Raw genomic sequence first — 18,944 nt, forward strand, 5'->3', positions numbered from 1 at the left:
GGAGCCTCCGTAGCGTCGACGCCATGACCAGCACCTTCACCGCCGGCGCCGCCGGTTTCGGCACCGGACTGTCCCTCATCGTCGCCATCGGCGCCCAGAACGCCTTCGTCCTGAGGCAGGGGATCCGCCGCCAGGCCGTCCTCGCCGTCGTCGGGATCTGCGCCCTGTCCGACGCGGCACTCATCGCGCTCGGGGTCGGCGGGGTCGGCGCGGTGGTGGTGAAGTGGCCGGGCGCCCTCACTCTGGTCGGCTGGATCGGCGGCGCGTTCCTGCTGGGCTACGGCGCCCTGGCCGCCCGCCGGATGTTCCGGCCGGACGGAGGCGCACTGCGGACCGAGGGGGACGCGACCGGATCGGTGCGCCGGGCCGTGCTCACCTGCCTGGCGATGACCTGGCTCAACCCGCACGTCTACCTCGACACCGTGTTCCTGCTCGGGTCCGTCGCCGCCGACCACGGTTCGCTGCGCTGGACCTTCGGCCTCGGTGCCGTGCTGGCCAGCCTGTGCTGGTTCACCGCCCTCGGGTTCGGCGCCCGCGTGCTCGGCCGTTTCCTCGCCAGGCCCGCCGCCTGGCGCGTCCTGGACGGTCTGATCGCCGCCACCATGATCGTGCTCGGGGCCCTGCTCATCGCCGGAAGCTGAAAAAATCGGTCGCCCGACGACCGGCGGTCGGTGCGATAGTGATCCCGCCTTAAGGTGTAGCGACCATCAAGAGAGCGGCGGCGTGTGGACACGAGTGAGAGCACGACGGACAAGCGGGAACCCGAGCCGGGGGCGCCCCGGCGGCGCGGCTGGCGGCGCTGGGCGATGGACACCCGCCCCCTGCGCCGCCCCGCCTACCGGCGGCTGTGGGGCTCGACCGTCGTCACGGCAGTCGGCAGCCAGCTCACCGCCGTCGCCGTCCCCAAGCAGATCTACGACATCACGGGTTCCTCGGCATGGGTGGGCGCCGCGAGCCTGGCCGGCCTCGTGCCCCTGATCGTGTTCGCGCTGTGGGGCGGGGCGATCGCCGACACCATGGACCGGCGCAAGCTGCTGCTGATCACCAACAGCGGCATCGCCGTCACCTCGCTGCTGTTCTGGCTCCAGGCCTTCACCGGCCTGGAGTCGGTGGCCGGGCTGATGCTGCTGCTCGCCGTGCAGCAGGCTTTCTGGGGCCTGAACGCACCCGCCCGCAGCGCCTCCATCGCCCGGCTGGTCCCCGCGGACGAACTGCCCGCCGCTAACGCCCTCGGCTCGACCGTGATGCAGACCGGCCAGGTGGCCGGCCCGCTGCTCGCCGGCGCCCTCATCCCCGTCATCGGCCTGCCCGAGCTGTATCTCATCGACGCGCTGGCGCTGTGCGTGACGGTGTGGGCCGTGTACCGGCTGCCCGCGCTGCCGCCCCTGGCCGGCACGGTGGCACGGCGCGCGGGCGTGAAGGAGATCGCCGCCGGTTTCCGCTACATCTCCGGCCACACCGTGCTGCTGCTGTCCTTCCTCGCCGACATCGTCGCCATGGTCCTCGGCATGCCCCGCGCCCTCTTCCCACAGCTCGCCTCCCAGACCTACGCCCCGTACGGCGAAGGGCTCGCGCTGGGCCTGCTGTTCGCGGCGATCCCCGTCGGCGCCGTGCTGGGCGGACTGTTCTCCGGCACCTTCTCCCGGGCCCGGCGGCACGGCCTGATGGTGATCGGGGCGGTGGTCGTCTGGGGTGTGGCCATCACGGGCTTCGGGCTGAGCAGCAGCCTCTGGGTGGCGGTGGCCTTCCTCGCCCTGGCCGGGGTGGCCGACATGGTCTCCATGGTCTTCCGCGGGGCGATCCTGCTGTCCGCCGCCACCGACGAGATGCGCGGGCGCATGCAGGGCGTCTTCACCGTCGTCGTGGCGGGCGGGCCACGCCTGGCCGACGTGCTGCACGGCACCGCCGGCTCCGCCTTCGGCCCCCGCACCGCCGTCGCGGGCGGCGGACTGCTGGTCGTCGCGGTGATGCTGGTGCTGGCCACCGCAGTACCGGCGCTGCGCCGCTACCGGGTCTGAGGTCTCACGCGACTCACAGGGCTCCGCGCCGGTGCAGCGTGTACTGCTCCATCAACTTGCCCCGGGTCATCTCCAGACGGTGGGCGAGCACCTCGGCGACGTTGCGGACCAGCATCATCCCGAGCTCCGGGTCCTCCTGGCACAGCTCCAGCACGGCCGCCGCGTCGAACTCGTAGGCCCGCACCGGGCTGAACGCCACCGCGCCGAAGTCCCAGGTGTACGGCGGGAACAGCCAGGACCAGCCGAGCAGGTCGCCCGCGCCGAGGCTGGCCACGGTCACCCGCTGCAGGGAGTTCACCTGCTGGTCGAGGGAGACGGCGCCGGAGCGGATGACCCAGAAGCGGTCGGCCGTGCCGTCCGCCTCGAAGATCCGGGCGTCCTCGGGGAAGGACACCTCCCGGGCGAGCGTCATCAGGCGCTGCCGCTGGGGCGGAGGCAGGGCGGTCAGGAGTTTGATCGCTTTGGTCATGACGCGGAGCTCCTCGCCGGGCGGTCGACTGCGGTGCTGTCCCTAAGCCCATTTCAGCCGCTGCAGGTGCCGCGGGCACCTCGGCGTACGCGACTTCTTCCGGAAGGGCGCCCGGGCATGAAAAAGCCCTGGCTGGACGGGGGGGACCAGCCAGGGCCGTGCGCGGTGATGCACGAAGGACCAGGAGTCGACTCCGTCACCACGTATATGAACCGTAAACCATTCGAGGAGCGGGAGCGCACCCGACGACCGGGTTACGTGACCCGTTTCACGCCCGGGTCACTGCGCGAGTACCCGCACCGTCTCCAGCTCCGGGTCCTCGGGGTCGGGCAGGTGCATGCCCGCGTCCAGCCCCGTCCGCAAGTACGCCAGCACCGGCTCGGTCAGGCGCTCACCGGGAAGGACGGCGGGGATGCCCGGGGGATAGGGCGTGATCATCTCGGCCGCGACCCGCCCGGCCGCCTCGGACACCGGCACGGCTTCGGCCGGGCCGAAGAACGCGTCCCGGGGCAGCACCGCCTGCTCCATCCGCAGCTCCGCCGGCGACGGCACCGCCACCCGCGGCGCCCTGGGCAGCTCCGGCGCCGCCCGCGCCAGGTCCCGCAGCGCCTCCAGCAACTGTCCGGTGGTCTCCCGGTCGTCGCCGTGGGTGATCTGCGCTCCGATCCGGCGGTGGTCCACCAGATGCGCGTCGATCTGCCGGTGCTCGCGCAGCCAGTCCGCCGCCTGGAATCCCGTGAGCCCGAGTCCGGTGAGATCGATGACGCCGGGCAGCGGGTCGAGGTCGTCGGCCAGACCCGGGCCGCAGAGGTCGTCCCGGTCGTTGACGTGCAGGCCGTCGATCTCCTCGATGGAGGCCCGGACCTCGGCCGCGAGGTCCAGCGCACCGCCCATCAGTTCCTTGCCGTTCAGCGCCATCTGCCGTCGCCAGCCGTCGAGACCGGCGAAGATCAGCGCCGACGGACTGGTGGTCCCCAGCAGGTCCGCGCGCATCCCCAGCAGCTCCGGCGGCACCAGATCGCCCTGGAGGTGGAAGACCGAACCCTGCTCCAGACCGCTGCCCATCTTGTGGATGCTGGTCACGCAGATGTCCGCGCCCGCGTCCATCGCCCACGACGGCAGATCGGGATGGAAGGGCAGGTGCGCGCCCCACGCCTCGTCGACGATCAGCGGCCGTGAGCGCCGGTGACACACGTCGGCGATCGCCCGCAGGTCCGCGCAGCCGCCGTACGGCGTGGGACTCGTGACCAGGGCTCCGCGCGCGTCCGGATGCGCGTCGAAGGCCCGGTCGAACTCCTCGGCGGACGGGGGATGGGCGAGATTCCGCTCGGCGTCCCAGCGGGGCTCGACCCAGACGGGCTCGATACCGGAGATGATCAGCCCCGCCACCACCGACTTGTGGGCGTCGCGTCCGACCAGCAGCTTCTCGTGCGGTCCCGCGACCGACAGCATCGCGGCCTTCACCGACAGGGAACTGCCGCACGTGCTGAAGAACGTGTGCTCGGCGTGCACCGCCTCGGCCATCAGTTCCTGCGCGCGTTGCAGCACCCGCCCACGGGTCAGCCGGTCGTCCAGACCGCCCGAGGCCAGCACGTCCCCGTGGAACACCGCGTCACCGAGGATCTCCCGGACCGCCGGATCGGCGCCGCGGGCCTGCTTGTGCCCGGGCGGTGTGAACGACAGACGCCCCTTGCGTCGGTACTCGTCCAGGGCTTCCAGAACCGGTGCTCGTGTGTGGTCGGCTGTCATGTGCACCGGGTTCCCGGCGTGTGCCCTCGCAATCCGGTCTCACCCGGACGGCCACCGCGTCCGTCCGGTCAGCCCTCCGGTGCGTGTTTGCCCGGTGTCACGATCTCGTCCAGCACCCGCCGCACCGCCTCGTAGGACATCTGCCGCACGGTCGCGTCCCGTGCCCCTTGCGGGTCGGTGGCGTCCAGCTCCTCGCTCCTGGTCCGCCATGTCCGCTCCTCCTGCACGGCGCACTCCCTCGCACGCTGGATGCGCCGCAACAGCTCGTCCGAATCCACCACATCGGTCATGCAGACCGCGTACCCGCCGAACGCGCGGAGATGGCACCGGCATCCGGCCGTTCGAAGTGTTTTCGGATCCTCCCGCCCGACCGGAGGTTTGCAGGTGCGGGGAGAGGTGAGCCGAAGAGTGAGACCGCGGCGTTCACGCGGTGCGTCCCTCCGAACGTCTCGAGTTCGTTTCGAGCAGTGGGTCCGAGGACCCCGGGCAAGCCCTCGCGGGCGGCCACGGAACCCGGTCCGGACCCGGTTTTCCGTCCGTGCTGTCAGGGAGCTGCAGAATGTGCGAGGAGCACATGATCGAATCCGTAGGCGAGCCGCCCGGGTCTCACCGGGCCCGGCCGTCCAGGCCGGCCGAGGCGCGACGGGCGGTGGAGCTGGCCGTGGCCGAACGCTGCCGGGCCACCCGCACCCCGTGCGACACGGACGCCCTGTCCGACGCGCTGCTCGTCGCCTCGGAGCTGACGACCAACGCCATCCTGCACGGCGGGGGCGTCACCGACTTCCAGGTGGATGTCGACGATCCCGGCGTGCGCGTCTCGGTCAGCGACCGCAGTGACGCGCTGCCCGTGACCGCGCCACGCACCGACCCGCACGGACGCATCCGGCACGGCGGCCACGGCTGGCCCATCGTCTGCCGGCTCGCCCGCGACGTCCGGGTGTCGGACCTGCCGTCCGGGGGCAAGTGCATCACTGCCGTCGTGCCCCTGTTCTGAATGCCCGTGAAACGGCCCCGACAGATTGCACTGCAAAGCGGAGTTTGTTCCCCCGGGTGCAGGGCAGACGCAATTTCGTGCTTCGGACCGGAGGCGCGCCAGCGGGAGCGGTATGACTGCCCCGGAGGCCCTCCAGGCGATCCGGGCGGCACCCTTCCCGCGGTCAGTCCCTGAAACCACCGTTCAGGAGCGAATCCGCATGCTCATCGAAACGCCCACCCATCGTCCCGGCACGCCCGAAACGACGACCCCCGCTTCCCGGCGGCGTCACGACGACGCCCCTGACACCGCCGCCCTCTTCGCCCGGATGGCGGAGCTGGAGGAGGGTCCCGAGCGGGAGGCCGTCCGCGACGAATTGGTCACCCTGTGGCTGCCCATGGCCCACCGGATCGCCGGCCGCTTCCGCGACCGCGGAGAGTCGATCGAGGATCTCCGGCAGGTCGCCGCACTGGGCCTGGTGAAGGCCATCGACCGGTTCGACCCGAGCCGGGGTGCCTTCGAAAGCTACGCCGTCCCCACCATCACCGGCGAGGTCAAGCGGCACTTCCGGGACCGCATGTGGGCCCTGCGGGTGCCCCGCCGTGTGCAGGAACTGCGCAACAAGGTGCGGGTGGCACGCCGTGAACTCACCCAGAACCCGGGCAGCCCCGAGCCCTCCGTGGCGGATCTCGCCACGCACACCGGCCTCAGCGAGGAAGAGGTCAACGCCGGGCTCGAGGCCCTGGACAGCTTCAGCACCCTGTCGCTGGACGCCGAACTCTCGGCCGACGACGACGGCTACAGCCTCGCGGACACCCTCGGCGCGGCCGACTCGTCCTATGACGTCGTCGTGGACCGCGAGTCCGCGAAGGAAGGCCTGCGCCGCCTGCCGGAACGCGAACGGGCCATCCTCTACATGCGCTTCTTCGAGGACATGACCCAGAGCCGCATCGCCGACCACCTCGGCATCTCACAGATGCACGTCTCCCGCCTCATCAGCCGCAGCTGCGCCCGGGTGCGCGACGAGGTCCTGGGACAGCGGACGGGCAACCGGGGCACCGGCGGTCCCTCCACGACGGCCTGACCACCCGATATCACGAGGAGCGAAACCCACCATGCTGAGGCCCCACCCCACCGTGCTGCGCCGGCTCGTCGACGAGTACGAGGCCCTGGCGGCCGCCGATGCCGGCCGCGGACCGGCGGAGCAGAACCCCCGGGCACGCGACCTGGCGTACACGCTGTGCGTGTCCACCGGCACCCGGGACGTCGAGCGCGCCCTGGAGGCCGCCCGCCAGTGGCTCGCGACCGCACCCGCACCGGTTCGCGAACCCGCCGCGCCGATGGCCGGGCAGCGTATGCCGGTCACGGAGCCCGCCTGATCCCCGTGTGCCACTGAGCGACGGGGAGGAAGAACCGAACGAGAGCCCGGCCGACGGCGAAAGCCGCGGCCGGGCCCGTTCGCGCCATGACCGCGACCACAGGAGTTCCATGTCCACAGCGGAGCGCGCGGCGGCGGCCGACGACGGCGGCGAGCTGGAGCGGCTGCGCGCCGAGGTGCGCGACCTGCGGGCCCGCGCCCGTGTGCGCCCGCTGATCTCGCAGGCGCAGGGCATTCTCCAGGAGCGGTACGCGCTGCCGGACGGGGAGAGCGCCTTCGCCCTGATGCAGCGGGCGTCCCAGCGGTACAACGTCAAGCTGCGCACGCTGGCCGGCGTCCTGGTGACCGCACCGCGGCCCGCCGGCCCGGACGCCCTGTGGTTCCCGCGGCGGGTCCGCGAACCGGAACCGGACCTGACCTTCACCCAGGCGCACCGGTCCGGTTCCGGCAGCCGGAGCGCCGTCCTGAAGGCCGTGCTGCGTGCCACCCTTGCGGTGACCGGAACCGACATGGGCAACGTCCAGCTCCCCGACCTCGCGCGGGGAGGCCTGCGCATCGAGCAGCACACCGGCCTCACGGCCGAGTTCGTCGACTTCTTCGCCCACGTCGGGGAGGACGGGACGTCCTGCGCGCAGGCCGCCCGGGACGTCGCCCAGGTCACCGTCCGCGACGTGGAGAGCGACCCGGTGTTCTCCGAACCGGCCCGCCGGGCCATCCTCGCGGCGGGCAGCAGGGCCTGCCACAGCGTGCCCCTGACGACCGCGTCCGGGCTGTGCGTCGGCATGGTCTCGGCCCACCTGGACCGGCCCCTGAACGGACTGACGACAGCCCAGACCAAGGCGCTGGACAGCGTCGGCGGCCAGGCGGGCCGCTGGCTCGCCTGGCACGAGCGCACGGTGGTCCTGGACGCCCTGGAGCACCTGCACGCCCTCGGCCGCGCCACCCGCGGAACGAGGCTGCGCCGGTCCTGAGCGCGTTACGGGAGTGGCGCCGCCGTGTCGCTGGGGTGACAGCACCGGGCCGGCGGCCGGAACGCCCTGGTCCGGTGGTTGTGCAGGGTGTGTGAACGCCGACCCGGGGCATCCGGACTGCCGGGAGGTCGACATGAACACGAGTGCGATGGCACAGGGCGGTCGGTTGCGGGCCCGGCGGATGGCGCGGGGTTCGGTGACCGAGGGGGCGGCACGGGCGGGTTTCGCCGCCCGGGGCGTGATCTATCTGCTCGTCGGAGCGCTGGCCCTGCAGATCGCCTTCGGCGGCACCGGCCGTGAGGCCGACCGCGGGGGAGCGCTGCAGGAACTGGCGCAGAAGCCGTTCGGCGCGGTGCTGCTGTGGGCGCTGGGCATCGGGCTCGTCGGCATGGCCCTGTGGCGGCTGTCCGAAGCCCTCTTCGGCTCGATCGGCAAGGACGGCCGCAGCGCACGCAAGCGGCTGATGGCGACGGTCCGCTTCGTCTTCTACGTCTTCGTCGCCTACTCCGTGCTGACCTTCGCGGTCAGCCGCCACCAGAGCGGCGGATCCAGCGACAAACAGTCCCGGGACGCCACGGCCAAGGCTTTGGAGATACCCGGCGGTGAGTGGCTGGTCGGCGCCGCCGGGATCGGCATCGTCGTGGCCGGCGGCTGGATCGCCGTGCGCGCGGTGCTGCGGAAGTACCACGACAAGCTCCGGCTGGGTCAGATGAGCCACCGGACGAGGCAGCTGGTGGACGTCACGGGTGTGGTCGGCGGCGCGGCCCGAGGACTGGTCTTCGCGGTGGCCGGTGTCTTCGCCGTCCGCGCGGCCGTCGACTACGAACCCGACAAGGCCAAGGGTCTGGACGACACGCTGCGCACCTTCGCCGGCACTCCGCTCGGCCCCTGGCTGCTGGTGTGCGTCGCGGCCGGGCTGGTGCTCTTCGGAGTGTTCTCCTTCGCCATGGCCCGGTGGCGGCGCGTCTGAGCCGCGTTCTTCGGGGAACACGAAGCCAATGAGCGATTCCGAGATTCCGCATGGCGACGGCCGGCCCGTGGACATGTACCTGGACCTCCTGCGCATCCGGATGGACACGGAGGACTACCGCCTTCTGATGCGCGCGGTGGAACCGGTCCTCGAGGCGATCGAAGAGGAACGCCTGTCCAGCCTCGACTTCGCGCTCGACTCCGGGGGCGACGACGAGCTGCCCCAGGAGGTCCGTGACGAGGTGGCGCTCGTCATCGCCACCGCCGTCACCGGCCGCCTGGACAACGAGGTGGTCGAACTCCACGTCGACGACACCGGCCCGGTCAGGATCGTCACGGACGCCACCACCGCGTCCGACCCGATCCGCCTCGGCGAGATAGCCGACTACATCCGGGACCGGCACAAGCAGACCGAGGAGCTGCGGGGCATCGCCGAGGTCAGCGGGCTGCCCACGGACTTCTGACGGGCAGCGGCTCCCGGCCCCCGGGGTGTCGGACGGGAAGCGGTCCCGGTCGCCGGGGTCACCCCTTGGGCGCCGCCACCGGCACGTCCAGTGGCCGGGCGAGGCCCACCACGGCCTCGTCCAGCCGCTCCAGATGCCGCAGCACGCGATCGGTGATGCGGCCGTAGCGCGGCGTGCCGTCGGATCCCAGCAGGGAGGCGATGCTCGGCCCCGTCTCGACCTGCGCGTCCGCGTGCTCGTCGGCGACCCGGGCCGCGATCGTCTCGATGTTGCGGACCGTGCGCCCGGCGGCCCCGCGCAGTCGCGGGTCCGCCGCGATCGAGGGATGCGTGGGCAGCAGCTCGGCGGTCGCCGCCAGCGTCCGTGCGTGGTAGGCGCACGTCTCCAGCAGCGCCACCACGTACCGGGCCGTGTTCCGACGCGTCCGCAGCGGTGTGACCGGGTGGATCAGCGGCTGCGTGGCGGCCCGCAGATCGGCCAGTGACTGGTCCAGATCCCGCGCCTTGTCCAGCAGCTCGTCCGCGGGCCCGCCGCTGAGCTGGCCCACCGCGGCCTCGGTGACCTCTGCCAGCCGCTCCAGCACGGTGCCCAGCAGCTCGTTCGTCCGGCGGTCCGTCCGCACCGGTAGGACCAGCGCCGCCGCGACCACCCCGCAGGCCGCGCCGAGCGCCGTCTCCTCGATGCGCAGCACCAGCACGTCGAGGCTGTAGGTGTGCAGCAGCGTGTACAGCAGCCCCAGCATCGCGGTGACGAAGAACGACATCAGGGTGTACGACAGCGGCGCCGAGTAGAACATCGCGAAGATCAGCACCAGGACCAGCGCGAACGCCGTCCAGGTATGCCGGCCGACCAGCCCCGCCAGGACGATCCCGGCCACCACACCGAACACCGTGCCCAGCAGCCGCCGATACCCCTTGACCAGAATCTCGCCCGTCGACGCGGTGTTGAGGAAAACGATCCAGCACGTCAGCACCGCCCAGTACCAGCGCTGCGTCGACAGCAGCTCGCCGCCCACGATGGCCAGCGCGGACCCGACGGCGACCTGCACGGCCGCCCGCGTGGTGGGCCGCCGCAGCCCGGTCTCCTCCTCCTGCGACGCCTCCTCGCCGCCACCGTCGATCGCGGCGTCCTCGGCGTCCAGTTCCTCGCGGGAGCGGGCCGTGGCGGGGGTGTCGTCCGACTCGTCCTGCGGACCGTCCAGGGCGATCCGCAGCCCGAGCACCGCGCGGGCCGACTCGCCGATGCCGCGGAAGACGTCCTGGACGGCCGCCGAGGCTTGCGGCAGGTTCTCCTCGTCCCGGTAGCCGAGGAGCCGGTTGCGCACATGGGCGAGGCCGGTGCCCGTGTCGCCGCTGCCGGCCCGCAGCACCAGGGCGTGCAGCGCCAGCAGATCGCGGCGCAGCGTGGCGCCCGCCTCGTCCGGCAGCTCCGGCCCGGCGACCGACGGGGCGGGCGCGCCCGGCAGGTGCAGCGTCAGCGTGTCGGCCCGCTCGGCGGTACGGGCGGTCAGCAGCAGCAGGCCGAGCCGCTCCGCGGCGATCTCGGCGTCCGCGATCCTGCGCTGCACCAGCCGTGCCGCCGACTCGTCCGGGGTGCCCTCCTCCAGCCGCCCCTGGATCATCATCGCCGTCTCGTGGAGCCGGGCGGTCCCCTCGCGAACGGCGCGGAGCGCCTTGTCCATCTCGTCCGCGGAGGCGTCGAGGAGTTCCGCTTGCGCGGACACCAGCTGGGCCAGCCGGGCCCGGAAGGCCAGGCGCAGCCGCAGCAGCACACCGGTCGGCGTCGCGGGCACGACCGCGAAGCGCATCAGGGCGCTGGAGCAGAACGCCAGCGCCATGGCACCGCACAGCTCGGGCAGGGTGGCGACGGTGGCGCCGACGAACAGGGACAGGAAGTAGACCTGGAAACCGATCAGCCCGAGTGCGGTGCCCCGGTCGCCGAACCGGCGGCCGTAGACCGCGCAGAAGATCAGGACGACGAAGAACGCGTCACCGACGACGACGCGCGTGTTGAGGACCGCACCCAGGGAGACCGAGGCCAGGGCCACCGGCAGTCCCAGTGCGAGCGTCACCGCCTGCGCACCGGGCTGGTTCTCGCGGATGGCGAAGGTGGCGACCATCGCCGCCATGGCCCCCGCCACCAGGAGGTGCACATCGGTCCGCAGCAGGGACAGCACGGCCAGGGTGAGTGCGATCGCGCCGACCGTGCGCAACCCGGCCGTCAGACGCAGCAGTCCGGGATCGGACGCCGCGATCCGGTCCCGCAGTCGTGCCCGCACCGCGCGTCCCGCTGCCCTCACGCCGCCGCACTCTCTCCCTGCTCACACCAAGATCCGTGTCTCAGCATGACATGCCGCGAGCGGAAGCTCCCGTCCGGGCCGGTCCTGCTCCGGTCAGCCGGACCCCTCGACCTGCGCCCGCACCTGCTCCGGCGTCAGATAGGCGTCGGTGTACTCGAAGTCCTTCAACCGCGCGGCCTTGCGGGCCTGGAATCCCGTCCGTACGAAGTCGTCACCGGCGACCGCGTTGAGCAGCCAGTTCGTCATCACCCGCGTCTTGGCCACGTTGGTGCGCAGCGCGGACCAGTGGTAGCCGCGGGCCACGGCCTGGGCGGGCAGCCCGCGCAGTTCGATGCCCAGCGGCTTGGACACCGCGTCGGTGCCGCCGAGGTCGACGACGAGCCCGAGGTCCTTGTGCACGTACGGCTTCATCGCCTGGCCCCGCAGGGACGCGATGACGTTGTCGGCGACGTGCCTGCCCTGTCGCAGCGCGTGCTGCGCGGTGGGCGGGCACATGGCCCCGTCCCCCTTGGCCAGGTCGGGCACGGCGGCCGAGTCGCCGAGCGCGAACACCCCGTCGTCGCCCGGCAGGTTCATCTCCGGGGCGACCGCGAGCCGGCCCTTGACGGTCTCCGCGCCGAGCGTGGCGATGAGCGGGCTGGCGACGACCCCGGCGGTCCAGATGAGCGTGCGCGTGGGGATCACCCGTCCGTCGGTGAAGGTGACCTCCTCGGGGCCGGCCTTGGCGATGGAGGTGCCCAGGGAGATCTCGATGCCCCGCCGGCGCAGGATCTCCTGCGCGCTGCTGCCGAGCTTGTCGCCCAGCTCCGGCATCAGCTTCGGCGCGATGTCGATCAGATGCCACTTGATCAGGCTCGGGTCCAGCCGCGGGTAGCGCTTGACCGCCGCGTGCGTCAGCCGCTGCAGGCAGGCCGCCGTCTCGGTGCCCGCGTAACCGCCGCCGACCACCACGAACTGCAGCCGCGAGGCCCGCTCCACGGGGTCCTGGCTCGCGTCGGCCAGGTCCAGCTGCGAGATGACGTGGTCACGGATGTACGCCGCCTCCGCGAGCGTCTTCATCCCGAACGCGTGGTCCGTCAGCCCCGGGATGTCGAAGGTCCGGGTGATGCTGCCGGGCGCCAGCACGATGTAGTCGTACGGCTCGTTGACGATCTCGTCGGTGATGGTGCGGATGACACAGACCTTGGACTTCAGGTCCACGCCGATGGCGCCGCCCGGAATGATGCGCGTGCGGTACTTCTTGCTGCGGCGCAGCGAGACGGCGATCGACTGCGGCGTCAGCACGCCGGAGGCGACCTGGGGGAGCAGCGGCAGGTAGAGCTGGTAGGCGAACGGCGTCACCAGCGTGACGTCCGCCTCGTCCGGGGAGAGTTTCCGTTCCAGACGGCGGACGCACTCCACACCGGCGAAGCCTGCGCCAACCACCAGGATCCTGGGTCGTGTCACGGTGTTCATCCCTTTCTGCGGCTCCAGGCGGTCTGCCTCGAACGCCTTCCGACTGCCCCTGGATCGCTGGTTCGCACCCTTTCGATCCCACCGTGTCTCCGGCCGGCGCGCCAGCCGGACGCGGCAGGCAGACGAACGCGTCGATCACCACCATGCCCGCACCGTGGCCGAAAAGCACCAGGCGGGAGTGAAGAACGCGTGCACACCCGGACGGCCGGACCCGCCGTCAGGAGTCCAGGTGACCTCGGACGTGACACAGCAACAGGCACACGTCGTCGTCCCGCTCGGAATCGCTCAGCAGCGGATGCAGCAGCCGGTCCGCCGAACCCTCCAGGTCCGCGTCCAGTTCCGCGGACCCGAACCCGCCGAGTGCCGTGGCCAGCCGCTCGATCCCGGGGTCTATGCCCTGGGCACGCCGCTCCACCAGCCCGTCCGTGTACAGGGCGAGGGTCGAGCCGGGCTCCAGATCCTCCGTGTGGTCGGCGATCTCCTGCGTGAGCGGGATGCCGAGCATCGCACCCGGTTTGGCGTCGAGGGTGCGCACGGTGCCGTCCGGCAGGCGCAGCACCGGCGGGGGATGCCCGGCGGCGGCCCAGGTCAGTGTGGGCTCGTCCGGGTGGAACCGGGCGATGACGGCGGTGGCGTACAGATCCGGCTGGAGATGGTGCAGGAACCGGTGCAGGCGGGTCAGCAACCGGCCGGGACTGTCGCCGTCGACGGCGTACGCCCGCAGCGCGGTGCGCAGCTGGCTCATCATGACCGCCGCGTGCAGCCCGTGTCCCGTCACATCGCCGATGACGGTGATGAGACCGCCGTCCCGCTGAGGGAACGCGTCGTACCAGTCGCCGCCGATGTTCAGCCCGTGGGTGGCCGGAAGATACCGCGCCGCCAGGCTCAGGCCCGGCGTGGCCGGCAGATCCGTCAGCAGGGCACGCTGCAGCGTCTCGGCGATGTCGCGGTTGTGCTCGAAGCGCCGGGCGTTGTCGATCGCGATGCTGGCCCGCCGGGTGAGCTCGATCAGCATCACCGCGTCGTCCGGGTCCCAGCGTTCCCCGGGCGGCGAGAGCGTCAGGACGCCCAGCGGAGCCCGCCGCGTCGGCAGCGGCACGCACAGCAACGGCCGTCCGGGATCCAGGGCCGACGGCGGCTGGTCCTCGACGCCGGGCAGGTTGCCGGGATGATCGGCGGCGTACTGGGGCCGCCCGGTACGGGCCGCGACCACCGCGGCGGCCGGATGCGGCGCCGACCGGTGCTTGTCCTCCTCGTGGTCGAACAGCCAGACGTCGACGCTGCGCGCGTACTCCGGCACCAGCAGGTCCGGCAGCCGGCGCACGATCTCCTCGTGGTTGAGCGACGCCGTCAGTACCGCGCTCGCGTCCGCGAGGAACGTCAGCCTGCGCCGGGCGCTCTCCGCCTCGTTGCGGGCGCTGCGCTCGGCGGCGAAGGCCTCGCGCTGGGCACGTCCGGCAGCGTCCAGCTCGGCGTGCAGGGCCAGGACACCCTGGTTGGTCTGGTGCAGCTCCTCGCGGTGGAAGAGGACCAGATCCTCCTGCTCGGTGAGTTTGTCCAGCACCACGGCCGTGTCCTCGTCGGCGCCGAGCAGGGCCTCAGACAGGGCGGCGGGGTCGTCGGGGACGGTGCCGTCCTCGGTGGCCTCGGCCGACTCGGGACAGGGGACCGTGACCTCCCAGAGCGGCTCGCCGGCGGCGCACGCCTCCGGCGACGGGGTCACCACGACGTGCAGCAGGCCCTCCTCGGCGGGGGAGCCCGCCAGGTCCATGGTGAGCCGCCAGATGCCGCCCTTGGTGAGGCACTGCCGCAGGTGGGCGCTGAGGTCGGCGGCGAGCCGGGTCCGCTCGACGGTGGGCACACCGTACGCGGCGGCCAGGCGCGCCAGCGAGATGCGGGCGCGGGCCGCGTCGGTGACGGTGGTGATCTGCCAAGTGCGCATCATGGGCGTTCCGGCGGGTTCGAGGTCAGCACGGCCACGGCGGTGTCGTCCCGCACCGGTCGGGCGGGACTGCTGGCGTCACGTATCGTCACGGCGGCCGTCACGGCCGGGTCGGTGGCGGGCAGACCGGGGTCGGACGGCGGTGTCCAGCGGCTGGGCAGGCCGTCGGTGTGCAGGATGAGTATCGGGTCGCCCACCCAGTCGGCCTCCTCCTCGCGGAGGGTGCCGGGCCGGTGGACCCCGACGATGCCGGGCCGCGACAGCAGGGCGTGCCAGGTGCCGTCGGTGCGCAGCCGCGCCCCGACATTGCCGATGCCGGCGAACCGCAGCCGCCCGGCCGTCAGGTCGAGCTGGGCCAGGGCGACGGCCGCGCCCCGCGTGCCCCGCAGCGCGTCGTGCAGCCGCCGCAACGACTCGGCGGGGGAGAGGTGGGCCCAGCGGTGCAGCGCCGTGACCGCGGCGGACGACGCCCGGGCGGCCTCCGGCCCGTGACCCAGCCCGTCCGCCAGCATCAACGTCACCCGGTCCCCGGCCCGGACCCACGCCCAGGCGTCCCCCGAGTACTCGGCTCCGCCGTAGGGAATGTTCACCCCGCCGGCCCGCACACCGGAAACGGGCAAGGAACGGTTCTGAGCGGCGACCCCGGCGACCGGAAGCCCCCGGACCGCTGCCCCGCGGTGCTCTCCCGGCTTCGTGAGGGGGCCACCGCCGGACGCCCCGGCGTCCTCGAGGTCGTGGGCTGCCGGGCTCCGGGGGGCCGCGGCGGTCCCCGAGTCGCCGGTGTCCGCGACGCTGTGGGTCGGTGCTGTCCCGGAGGCCGGGGCGGTCCCCGAGTCGCCGGTGTCCGCGACGCCGTGGGACGGTGCTGTCCGGGGTGCGGAGTCGTTGCTCGGCGCGTCGGCGTCCGCCGAGACGTGGGCCGGTGTCGTCCGGGGCCCGGGGCCGGTTTCCGGTGTGCCGGTGGCCGGGACGGCGTAGCCGGGAATCTCGTAGAGCGCCGGGTCGGTTCCCCGGGCGGGTGCGGCCGGTGGTGTGGGGCCGCCGGGAATCGCCGGGGCCTGCCCGGCCCGACCGGGCGCTCCGGCCGGCGCGGCCGCGTGGCCCGTCAGGCCGCCGCATGCCACCGCGCCGAACGGCGGTGCGCCGCCCGGCCACTGTCCCCCGGCGAACACCCGGCCCTCGGGCCCGGACGGCCCCTCGGTGGCCCGGGGCGTCGAGCTCACGCGGGCCACCGCCACCGTGCCGCGGCCGGGGACGCTGTGCAGGGCGAAATCGTCGGAGAGGCGCAGACACGTGCCGAGGCCTGCGCCGAGCGAACGCGAGGTGGAGAAGCCGTCGCGCAGCGCCGTGGGCACGTCGGGGATGCCCGGGCCGTGGTCCACCGCGGCGATCTGCACCACCCGTGAACCCCACGGCCCCTCCCGCAGCACGGGCGGGGCCACGACCTCGATGAGCACCTGACCACCCGCGGCATGCTTCAGCAGGTTCGTGGCGAGCTCGGTCGCGACCAGCGCGGCCGCCGCGGTACGCCGCTCGTCCAGCCCGGCCAGCGCGGCAGCGCCCTCCGCCGCGACCCGCGCGTCGCGCACCCGGGTCGAGTCGCGCACCGGCACGTCCCACACGCGTGGCATCAGACCTCCTCGCGCGGACGCGGCGGCCGTCCCACCCAGCACGTCACCCGCACCGTGGTGCCCGAACCGGGCGTGGTGTCGATGTCGAAGTCGTGCACCAGGCGCCGCGCACCGCTCAGACCCATGCCCAGACCGCCACCGGAGGTGTAGCCGTCGCTCAGCGCCAGGTCCAGGTCGGCGATGCCCGGCCCCTCGTCGGTGAAGGCCAGCTGCAGCCCCTGCGCGCCCGCACCGCCGACCTGCCTCGCCTCCATCTGTCCGCCACCGCCGTGCACCAGGGTGTTGCGGGCCAGCTCACTGGCCGCGGTGATGAGCTTGGTCTGGTCCACCAGTCCGAAGCCGAGCCGGGCAGCGGCCTGCCGTACGTGCTGTCGCACCCACACCAGGTCGATGTCCGACCGGATGGGCAGGCAGGCCTCCACGCCCGAGGCGGTGTGCATCACGGACTCTCCTGACGCGGGCTGCCGGGACGGGGCACCGGGGCCTGCTGCGCGAGGAGCTCCATGCCCGCCTCGGTGCTGAGCGCGGTACTCAGTCCCGGCAGTGTCAGACCCAGTTCGGCCAGGGTGATGGCGACCGCCGGGCGCATCCCGGCCACCACGGTGCGCGCGGCCAGCAGTTTGGCCTGCGCGGCGATCTCGGCCAGCACCCGGCCGAGGAAGGAGTCCACGATCTCGACACCGGAGATGTCGATGAGGACCCCGCGCACCCCGGTACGGGAGATGGTCTCGGCGAGGTCCTGCTGGAGCTGCTGCGCCATGCTGTCGTGCAGGTCCCCCTGGAGCGTGACCAGCAGGACGTCGCCGAGCCGGAGCACCGGCACATGGCCGGTCACGGGACGGGGGTACGCGTCGCTCACCGCTGACCCGCACCCGGCTTCACGATGTCCGCGCCGAGCTGGTGCAGCGCGTACCCCAGCGCGTCGGCGAGGCTTGCGCGGGTGAGCACGTCCAGGTCGAGACCGAGATGCACGATGGTCTGCGCGATGGCGGGGCGGATGCCCGAGACGATGCACTGGGCGCCCATGAGGCGCGCCGCGGCGACCGTCTTCATCAGGTGCTGCGCCACCAGCGAGTCGACCGTCGGGACCCCGGTGATGTCGAGGATCGCGAACCGCGCGTGCTGCTCGACGACGGCGTTCAGCAGCGTCTCCATCACGATCTGGCTGCGGGCGCTGTCGAGCGTGCCGATGAGCGGCACGGCCACGATGCCGTCCCACAGCCGGATGACGGGCGTGGCCACCTCCATCAGCTGCAGCCGCTGCCGGTCGCTGAGTGCCTGCCACTCGCTGAGCGCCGTCTGCATGGCCACCAGTCGCAGCGTGCCCATCAGAACGGTCAACGTGGTCGAACACGCCCGCAGGTGCTCGGGCGGCGCCTGCGTCAGATCGGCGACCAGCAGGTTCTCCACGGGCGGCCGCAGGGCCGCCAGCTCGCTGGAGACCTGGGTGTTGCTCAACCCGGCGCGGGAGCGGGCCGCGCCCATCCGGCCCAGCTGCTCGCGCACGGTGCTGAATCCGGCGGCGTCCGGGTCCTCCACCTGGCCCGAGTCGGCCACCTGGGCCAGCGCCTCCACGATGACCTTGCCCGCTTCCACCGCCTCGTCGCGCGAGACGGTGAACACAGTGCGGAACAGGGGCTCGTCCGCCCACCGCTGGGCGATCTGCTCACGCCGGCGGTGCAGGAAGTCCCTGACCTCTTCGGTGGGCGTGGCGAGCTGTCCGTCCGCTTCGTGCTCCGGCACCTGGTTCTCTCCTCATCCGCGTTGCGTCGACCGAGCCCGCTTCTGGCAACGAGACGGCGATGTGACACTTGCCGGGCGACAACTCTAACCATGCGCCGACCTCGTACGACACCGGCTCCGTGGCAAGTGATCCGGTTCGGACGAACGGCGGTTGGCGTCGCCGTCGCCGGGTGTGCGAGGGGTGAGCCGTCGTGCGGGCAGGGCGGAGCGAGGACCGGGCCGCCGAGCCTTCGCCGACGCCGGGCCCGAGGGGGGCGCTGCGGCCGTCAGACGCTCTGTCCCCCCGGCTCCTCGGGGCGCTCCGGTCCTTCGTCGACCCGGGTCAGGGCCTCGTCGACACTCTCCGATATCGGCACCGTGATGCTGACGCCCGTCAGATCGAGGATGCGCCGCACAGCCGGCGTCGGACTGATGACGTGCACACTGCCCTCGGTCTTACGGGTCTCCTGGTACACCCGCAGAATGATGTTCATCCCGGACGAGTCCATGAAGGGGACGGACGAGAGATCGAGCAGGAAGTGCCGTCGGCCGTGGTGGAGTTGGTTGGCCAAATGGGCCTGGAACTCGGTCGCGGTGTCGACGTCCAGGTAACCGTCGACCGTGATCAGGGCCACGTCCTCCCGGGGCAGCTCGACTTCCACGGACAGCGGGTTCTGGGCGAGGGGCACGGATACCTCCAACAAGTGCTGCGGCCTGGGCTGGTCACCTCTGGGGATGACCGCGGTGCGAGGGGATCCCGGTCGTTGTCCGGACTCGAATGCCGTTCCTCATGCGCCTCCCTTCACTGACGGGCTTCGGATGTCACCGCGCACCCGCGATTACCCCGGAAACCACCCTGCATGCCTCCTCGGCCGAACATCGCCGGGACCGGCCGCCGGAAGTC

General features: G+C 72.5%; 19 protein-coding genes. 8 read left to right on the forward strand and 11 right to left on the reverse strand.

The genetic code is table 11. The annotated features are described in order from the left end of the window. Nucleotides 1-23 precede the first annotated feature (23 nt). Both ACFY5B_RS35060 and ACFY5B_RS35065 read left to right on the forward strand, forming a co-directional pair. Nucleotides 24-641: a LysE/ArgO family amino acid transporter gene (locus tag ACFY5B_RS35060; protein ID WP_389977794.1), complete on the forward strand. Its 618-nt coding sequence runs from the start codon at nt 24-26 to the stop codon at nt 639-641. 84 nt (nt 642-725) lie between these two features. Further along, a complete protein-coding gene (locus tag ACFY5B_RS35065) occupies nt 726-2,018 on the forward strand; it encodes an MFS transporter (RefSeq protein WP_389977797.1) in 1,293 nt (430 codons plus the stop codon). Nucleotides 2,019-2,031: 13 nt separating this feature from the next. Here ACFY5B_RS35065 and ACFY5B_RS35070 read toward each other — a convergent pair whose 3' ends face one another. The 3 genes from ACFY5B_RS35070 to ACFY5B_RS35080 all read right to left on the reverse strand — a co-directional run bounded on the left by ACFY5B_RS35070 (nt 2,032) and on the right by ACFY5B_RS35080 (nt 4,526). Continuing rightward, nucleotides 2,032-2,487 carry a cyclic nucleotide-binding domain-containing protein gene (locus tag ACFY5B_RS35070; RefSeq protein WP_389977800.1) on the reverse strand — a complete coding sequence of 152 codons (456 nt, stop codon included), beginning with the start codon at nt 2,485-2,487 and terminating at the stop codon, nt 2,032-2,034. A gap of 279 nt (nt 2,488-2,766) precedes the next feature. Beyond that, on the reverse strand, nt 2,767-4,236 hold the full coding sequence (locus ACFY5B_RS35075; RefSeq protein ID WP_389977803.1) for an aminotransferase class I/II-fold pyridoxal phosphate-dependent enzyme: 1,470 nt from the start codon (nt 4,234-4,236) through the stop codon (nt 2,767-2,769). A 68-nt stretch (nt 4,237-4,304) separates the two neighbouring features. Beyond that, on the reverse strand, nt 4,305-4,526 hold the full coding sequence (locus ACFY5B_RS35080; RefSeq protein WP_389977806.1) for a hypothetical protein: 222 nt from the start codon (nt 4,524-4,526) through the stop codon (nt 4,305-4,307). Nucleotides 4,527-4,795: 269 nt separating this feature from the next. Here ACFY5B_RS35080 and ACFY5B_RS35085 point away from each other — a divergent pair, with 269 nt between their 5' ends. The 6 genes from ACFY5B_RS35085 to ACFY5B_RS35110 all read left to right on the forward strand — a co-directional run bounded on the left by ACFY5B_RS35085 (nt 4,796) and on the right by ACFY5B_RS35110 (nt 8,991). Beyond that, the gene (locus ACFY5B_RS35085; RefSeq protein WP_389977809.1) at nt 4,796-5,230 is read left to right on the forward strand and encodes an ATP-binding protein; all 435 of its coding nucleotides are present in this window, start codon (nt 4,796-4,798) and stop codon (nt 5,228-5,230) included. Between the two features lie 199 nt (nt 5,231-5,429). Beyond that, nucleotides 5,430-6,293, forward strand: coding sequence for an RNA polymerase sigma factor SigF (locus ACFY5B_RS35090; RefSeq protein WP_389977811.1), 864 nt, complete (start codon nt 5,430-5,432; stop codon nt 6,291-6,293). Between the two features lie 31 nt (nt 6,294-6,324). After that, nucleotides 6,325-6,588, forward strand: coding sequence for a DUF5133 domain-containing protein (locus tag ACFY5B_RS35095; protein ID WP_389977814.1), 264 nt, complete (start codon nt 6,325-6,327; stop codon nt 6,586-6,588). 109 nt (nt 6,589-6,697) lie between these two features. After that, nucleotides 6,698-7,558, forward strand: a complete 861-nt coding sequence (locus ACFY5B_RS35100) for an ANTAR domain-containing protein (RefSeq protein ID WP_389977817.1) — start codon at nt 6,698-6,700, stop codon at nt 7,556-7,558. Nucleotides 7,559-7,691: 133 nt separating this feature from the next. Further along, nucleotides 7,692-8,528: a DUF1206 domain-containing protein gene (locus tag ACFY5B_RS35105; protein WP_389977820.1), complete on the forward strand. Its 837-nt coding sequence runs from the start codon at nt 7,692-7,694 to the stop codon at nt 8,526-8,528. A gap of 28 nt (nt 8,529-8,556) precedes the next feature. Then, nucleotides 8,557-8,991 carry a hypothetical protein gene (locus ACFY5B_RS35110; RefSeq protein WP_351641094.1) on the forward strand — a complete coding sequence of 145 codons (435 nt, stop codon included), beginning with the start codon at nt 8,557-8,559 and terminating at the stop codon, nt 8,989-8,991. A gap of 58 nt (nt 8,992-9,049) precedes the next feature. Here the strand turns inward: ACFY5B_RS35110 and ACFY5B_RS35115 are convergent, their stop codons facing one another. The 8 genes from ACFY5B_RS35115 to ACFY5B_RS35150 all read right to left on the reverse strand — a co-directional run bounded on the left by ACFY5B_RS35115 (nt 9,050) and on the right by ACFY5B_RS35150 (nt 18,729). Beyond that, nucleotides 9,050-11,290, reverse strand: coding sequence for an FUSC family protein (locus ACFY5B_RS35115; protein ID WP_389977823.1), 2,241 nt, complete (start codon nt 11,288-11,290; stop codon nt 9,050-9,052). Between the two features lie 93 nt (nt 11,291-11,383). After that, nucleotides 11,384-12,745: an NAD(P)/FAD-dependent oxidoreductase gene (locus ACFY5B_RS35120; protein WP_389977826.1), complete on the reverse strand. Its 1,362-nt coding sequence runs from the start codon at nt 12,743-12,745 to the stop codon at nt 11,384-11,386. A gap of 217 nt (nt 12,746-12,962) precedes the next feature. Next, nucleotides 12,963-14,690 carry a PP2C family protein-serine/threonine phosphatase gene (locus ACFY5B_RS35125; RefSeq protein ID WP_389977829.1) on the reverse strand — a complete coding sequence of 576 codons (1,728 nt, stop codon included), beginning with the start codon at nt 14,688-14,690 and terminating at the stop codon, nt 12,963-12,965. Beyond that, on the reverse strand, nt 14,687-16,318 hold the full coding sequence (locus tag ACFY5B_RS35130; RefSeq protein ID WP_389977832.1) for a SpoIIE family protein phosphatase: 1,632 nt from the start codon (nt 16,316-16,318) through the stop codon (nt 14,687-14,689). Before ACFY5B_RS35130 ends, ACFY5B_RS35125 begins: the two co-directional genes overlap by 4 nt. Continuing rightward, nucleotides 16,318-16,758: an anti-sigma regulatory factor gene (locus ACFY5B_RS35135; RefSeq protein WP_344459815.1), complete on the reverse strand. Its 441-nt coding sequence runs from the start codon at nt 16,756-16,758 to the stop codon at nt 16,318-16,320. The genes ACFY5B_RS35130 and ACFY5B_RS35135 overlap by 1 nt, the downstream gene beginning before the upstream one ends. Then, the gene (locus ACFY5B_RS35140) at nt 16,758-17,177 is read right to left on the reverse strand and encodes an STAS domain-containing protein (protein WP_389977836.1); all 420 of its coding nucleotides are present in this window, start codon (nt 17,175-17,177) and stop codon (nt 16,758-16,760) included. The genes ACFY5B_RS35135 and ACFY5B_RS35140 overlap by 1 nt, the downstream gene beginning before the upstream one ends. Continuing rightward, a complete protein-coding gene (locus ACFY5B_RS35145) occupies nt 17,174-18,061 on the reverse strand; it encodes an STAS domain-containing protein (protein WP_344459459.1) in 888 nt (295 codons plus the stop codon). The genes ACFY5B_RS35140 and ACFY5B_RS35145 overlap by 4 nt, the downstream gene beginning before the upstream one ends. Nucleotides 18,062-18,327: 266 nt before the next feature. Beyond that, entirely contained in the window at nt 18,328-18,729 is a 402-nt protein-coding gene (locus tag ACFY5B_RS35150) for an STAS domain-containing protein (RefSeq protein ID WP_344459461.1), read from the reverse strand. Nucleotides 18,730-18,944: the final 215 nt, after the last annotated feature.

The organism is Streptomyces sp. NPDC013187 (genome assembly GCF_042899705.1).
Lineage (GTDB): Bacteria > Actinomycetota > Actinomycetes > Streptomycetales > Streptomycetaceae > Streptomyces > Streptomyces hawaiiensis_A.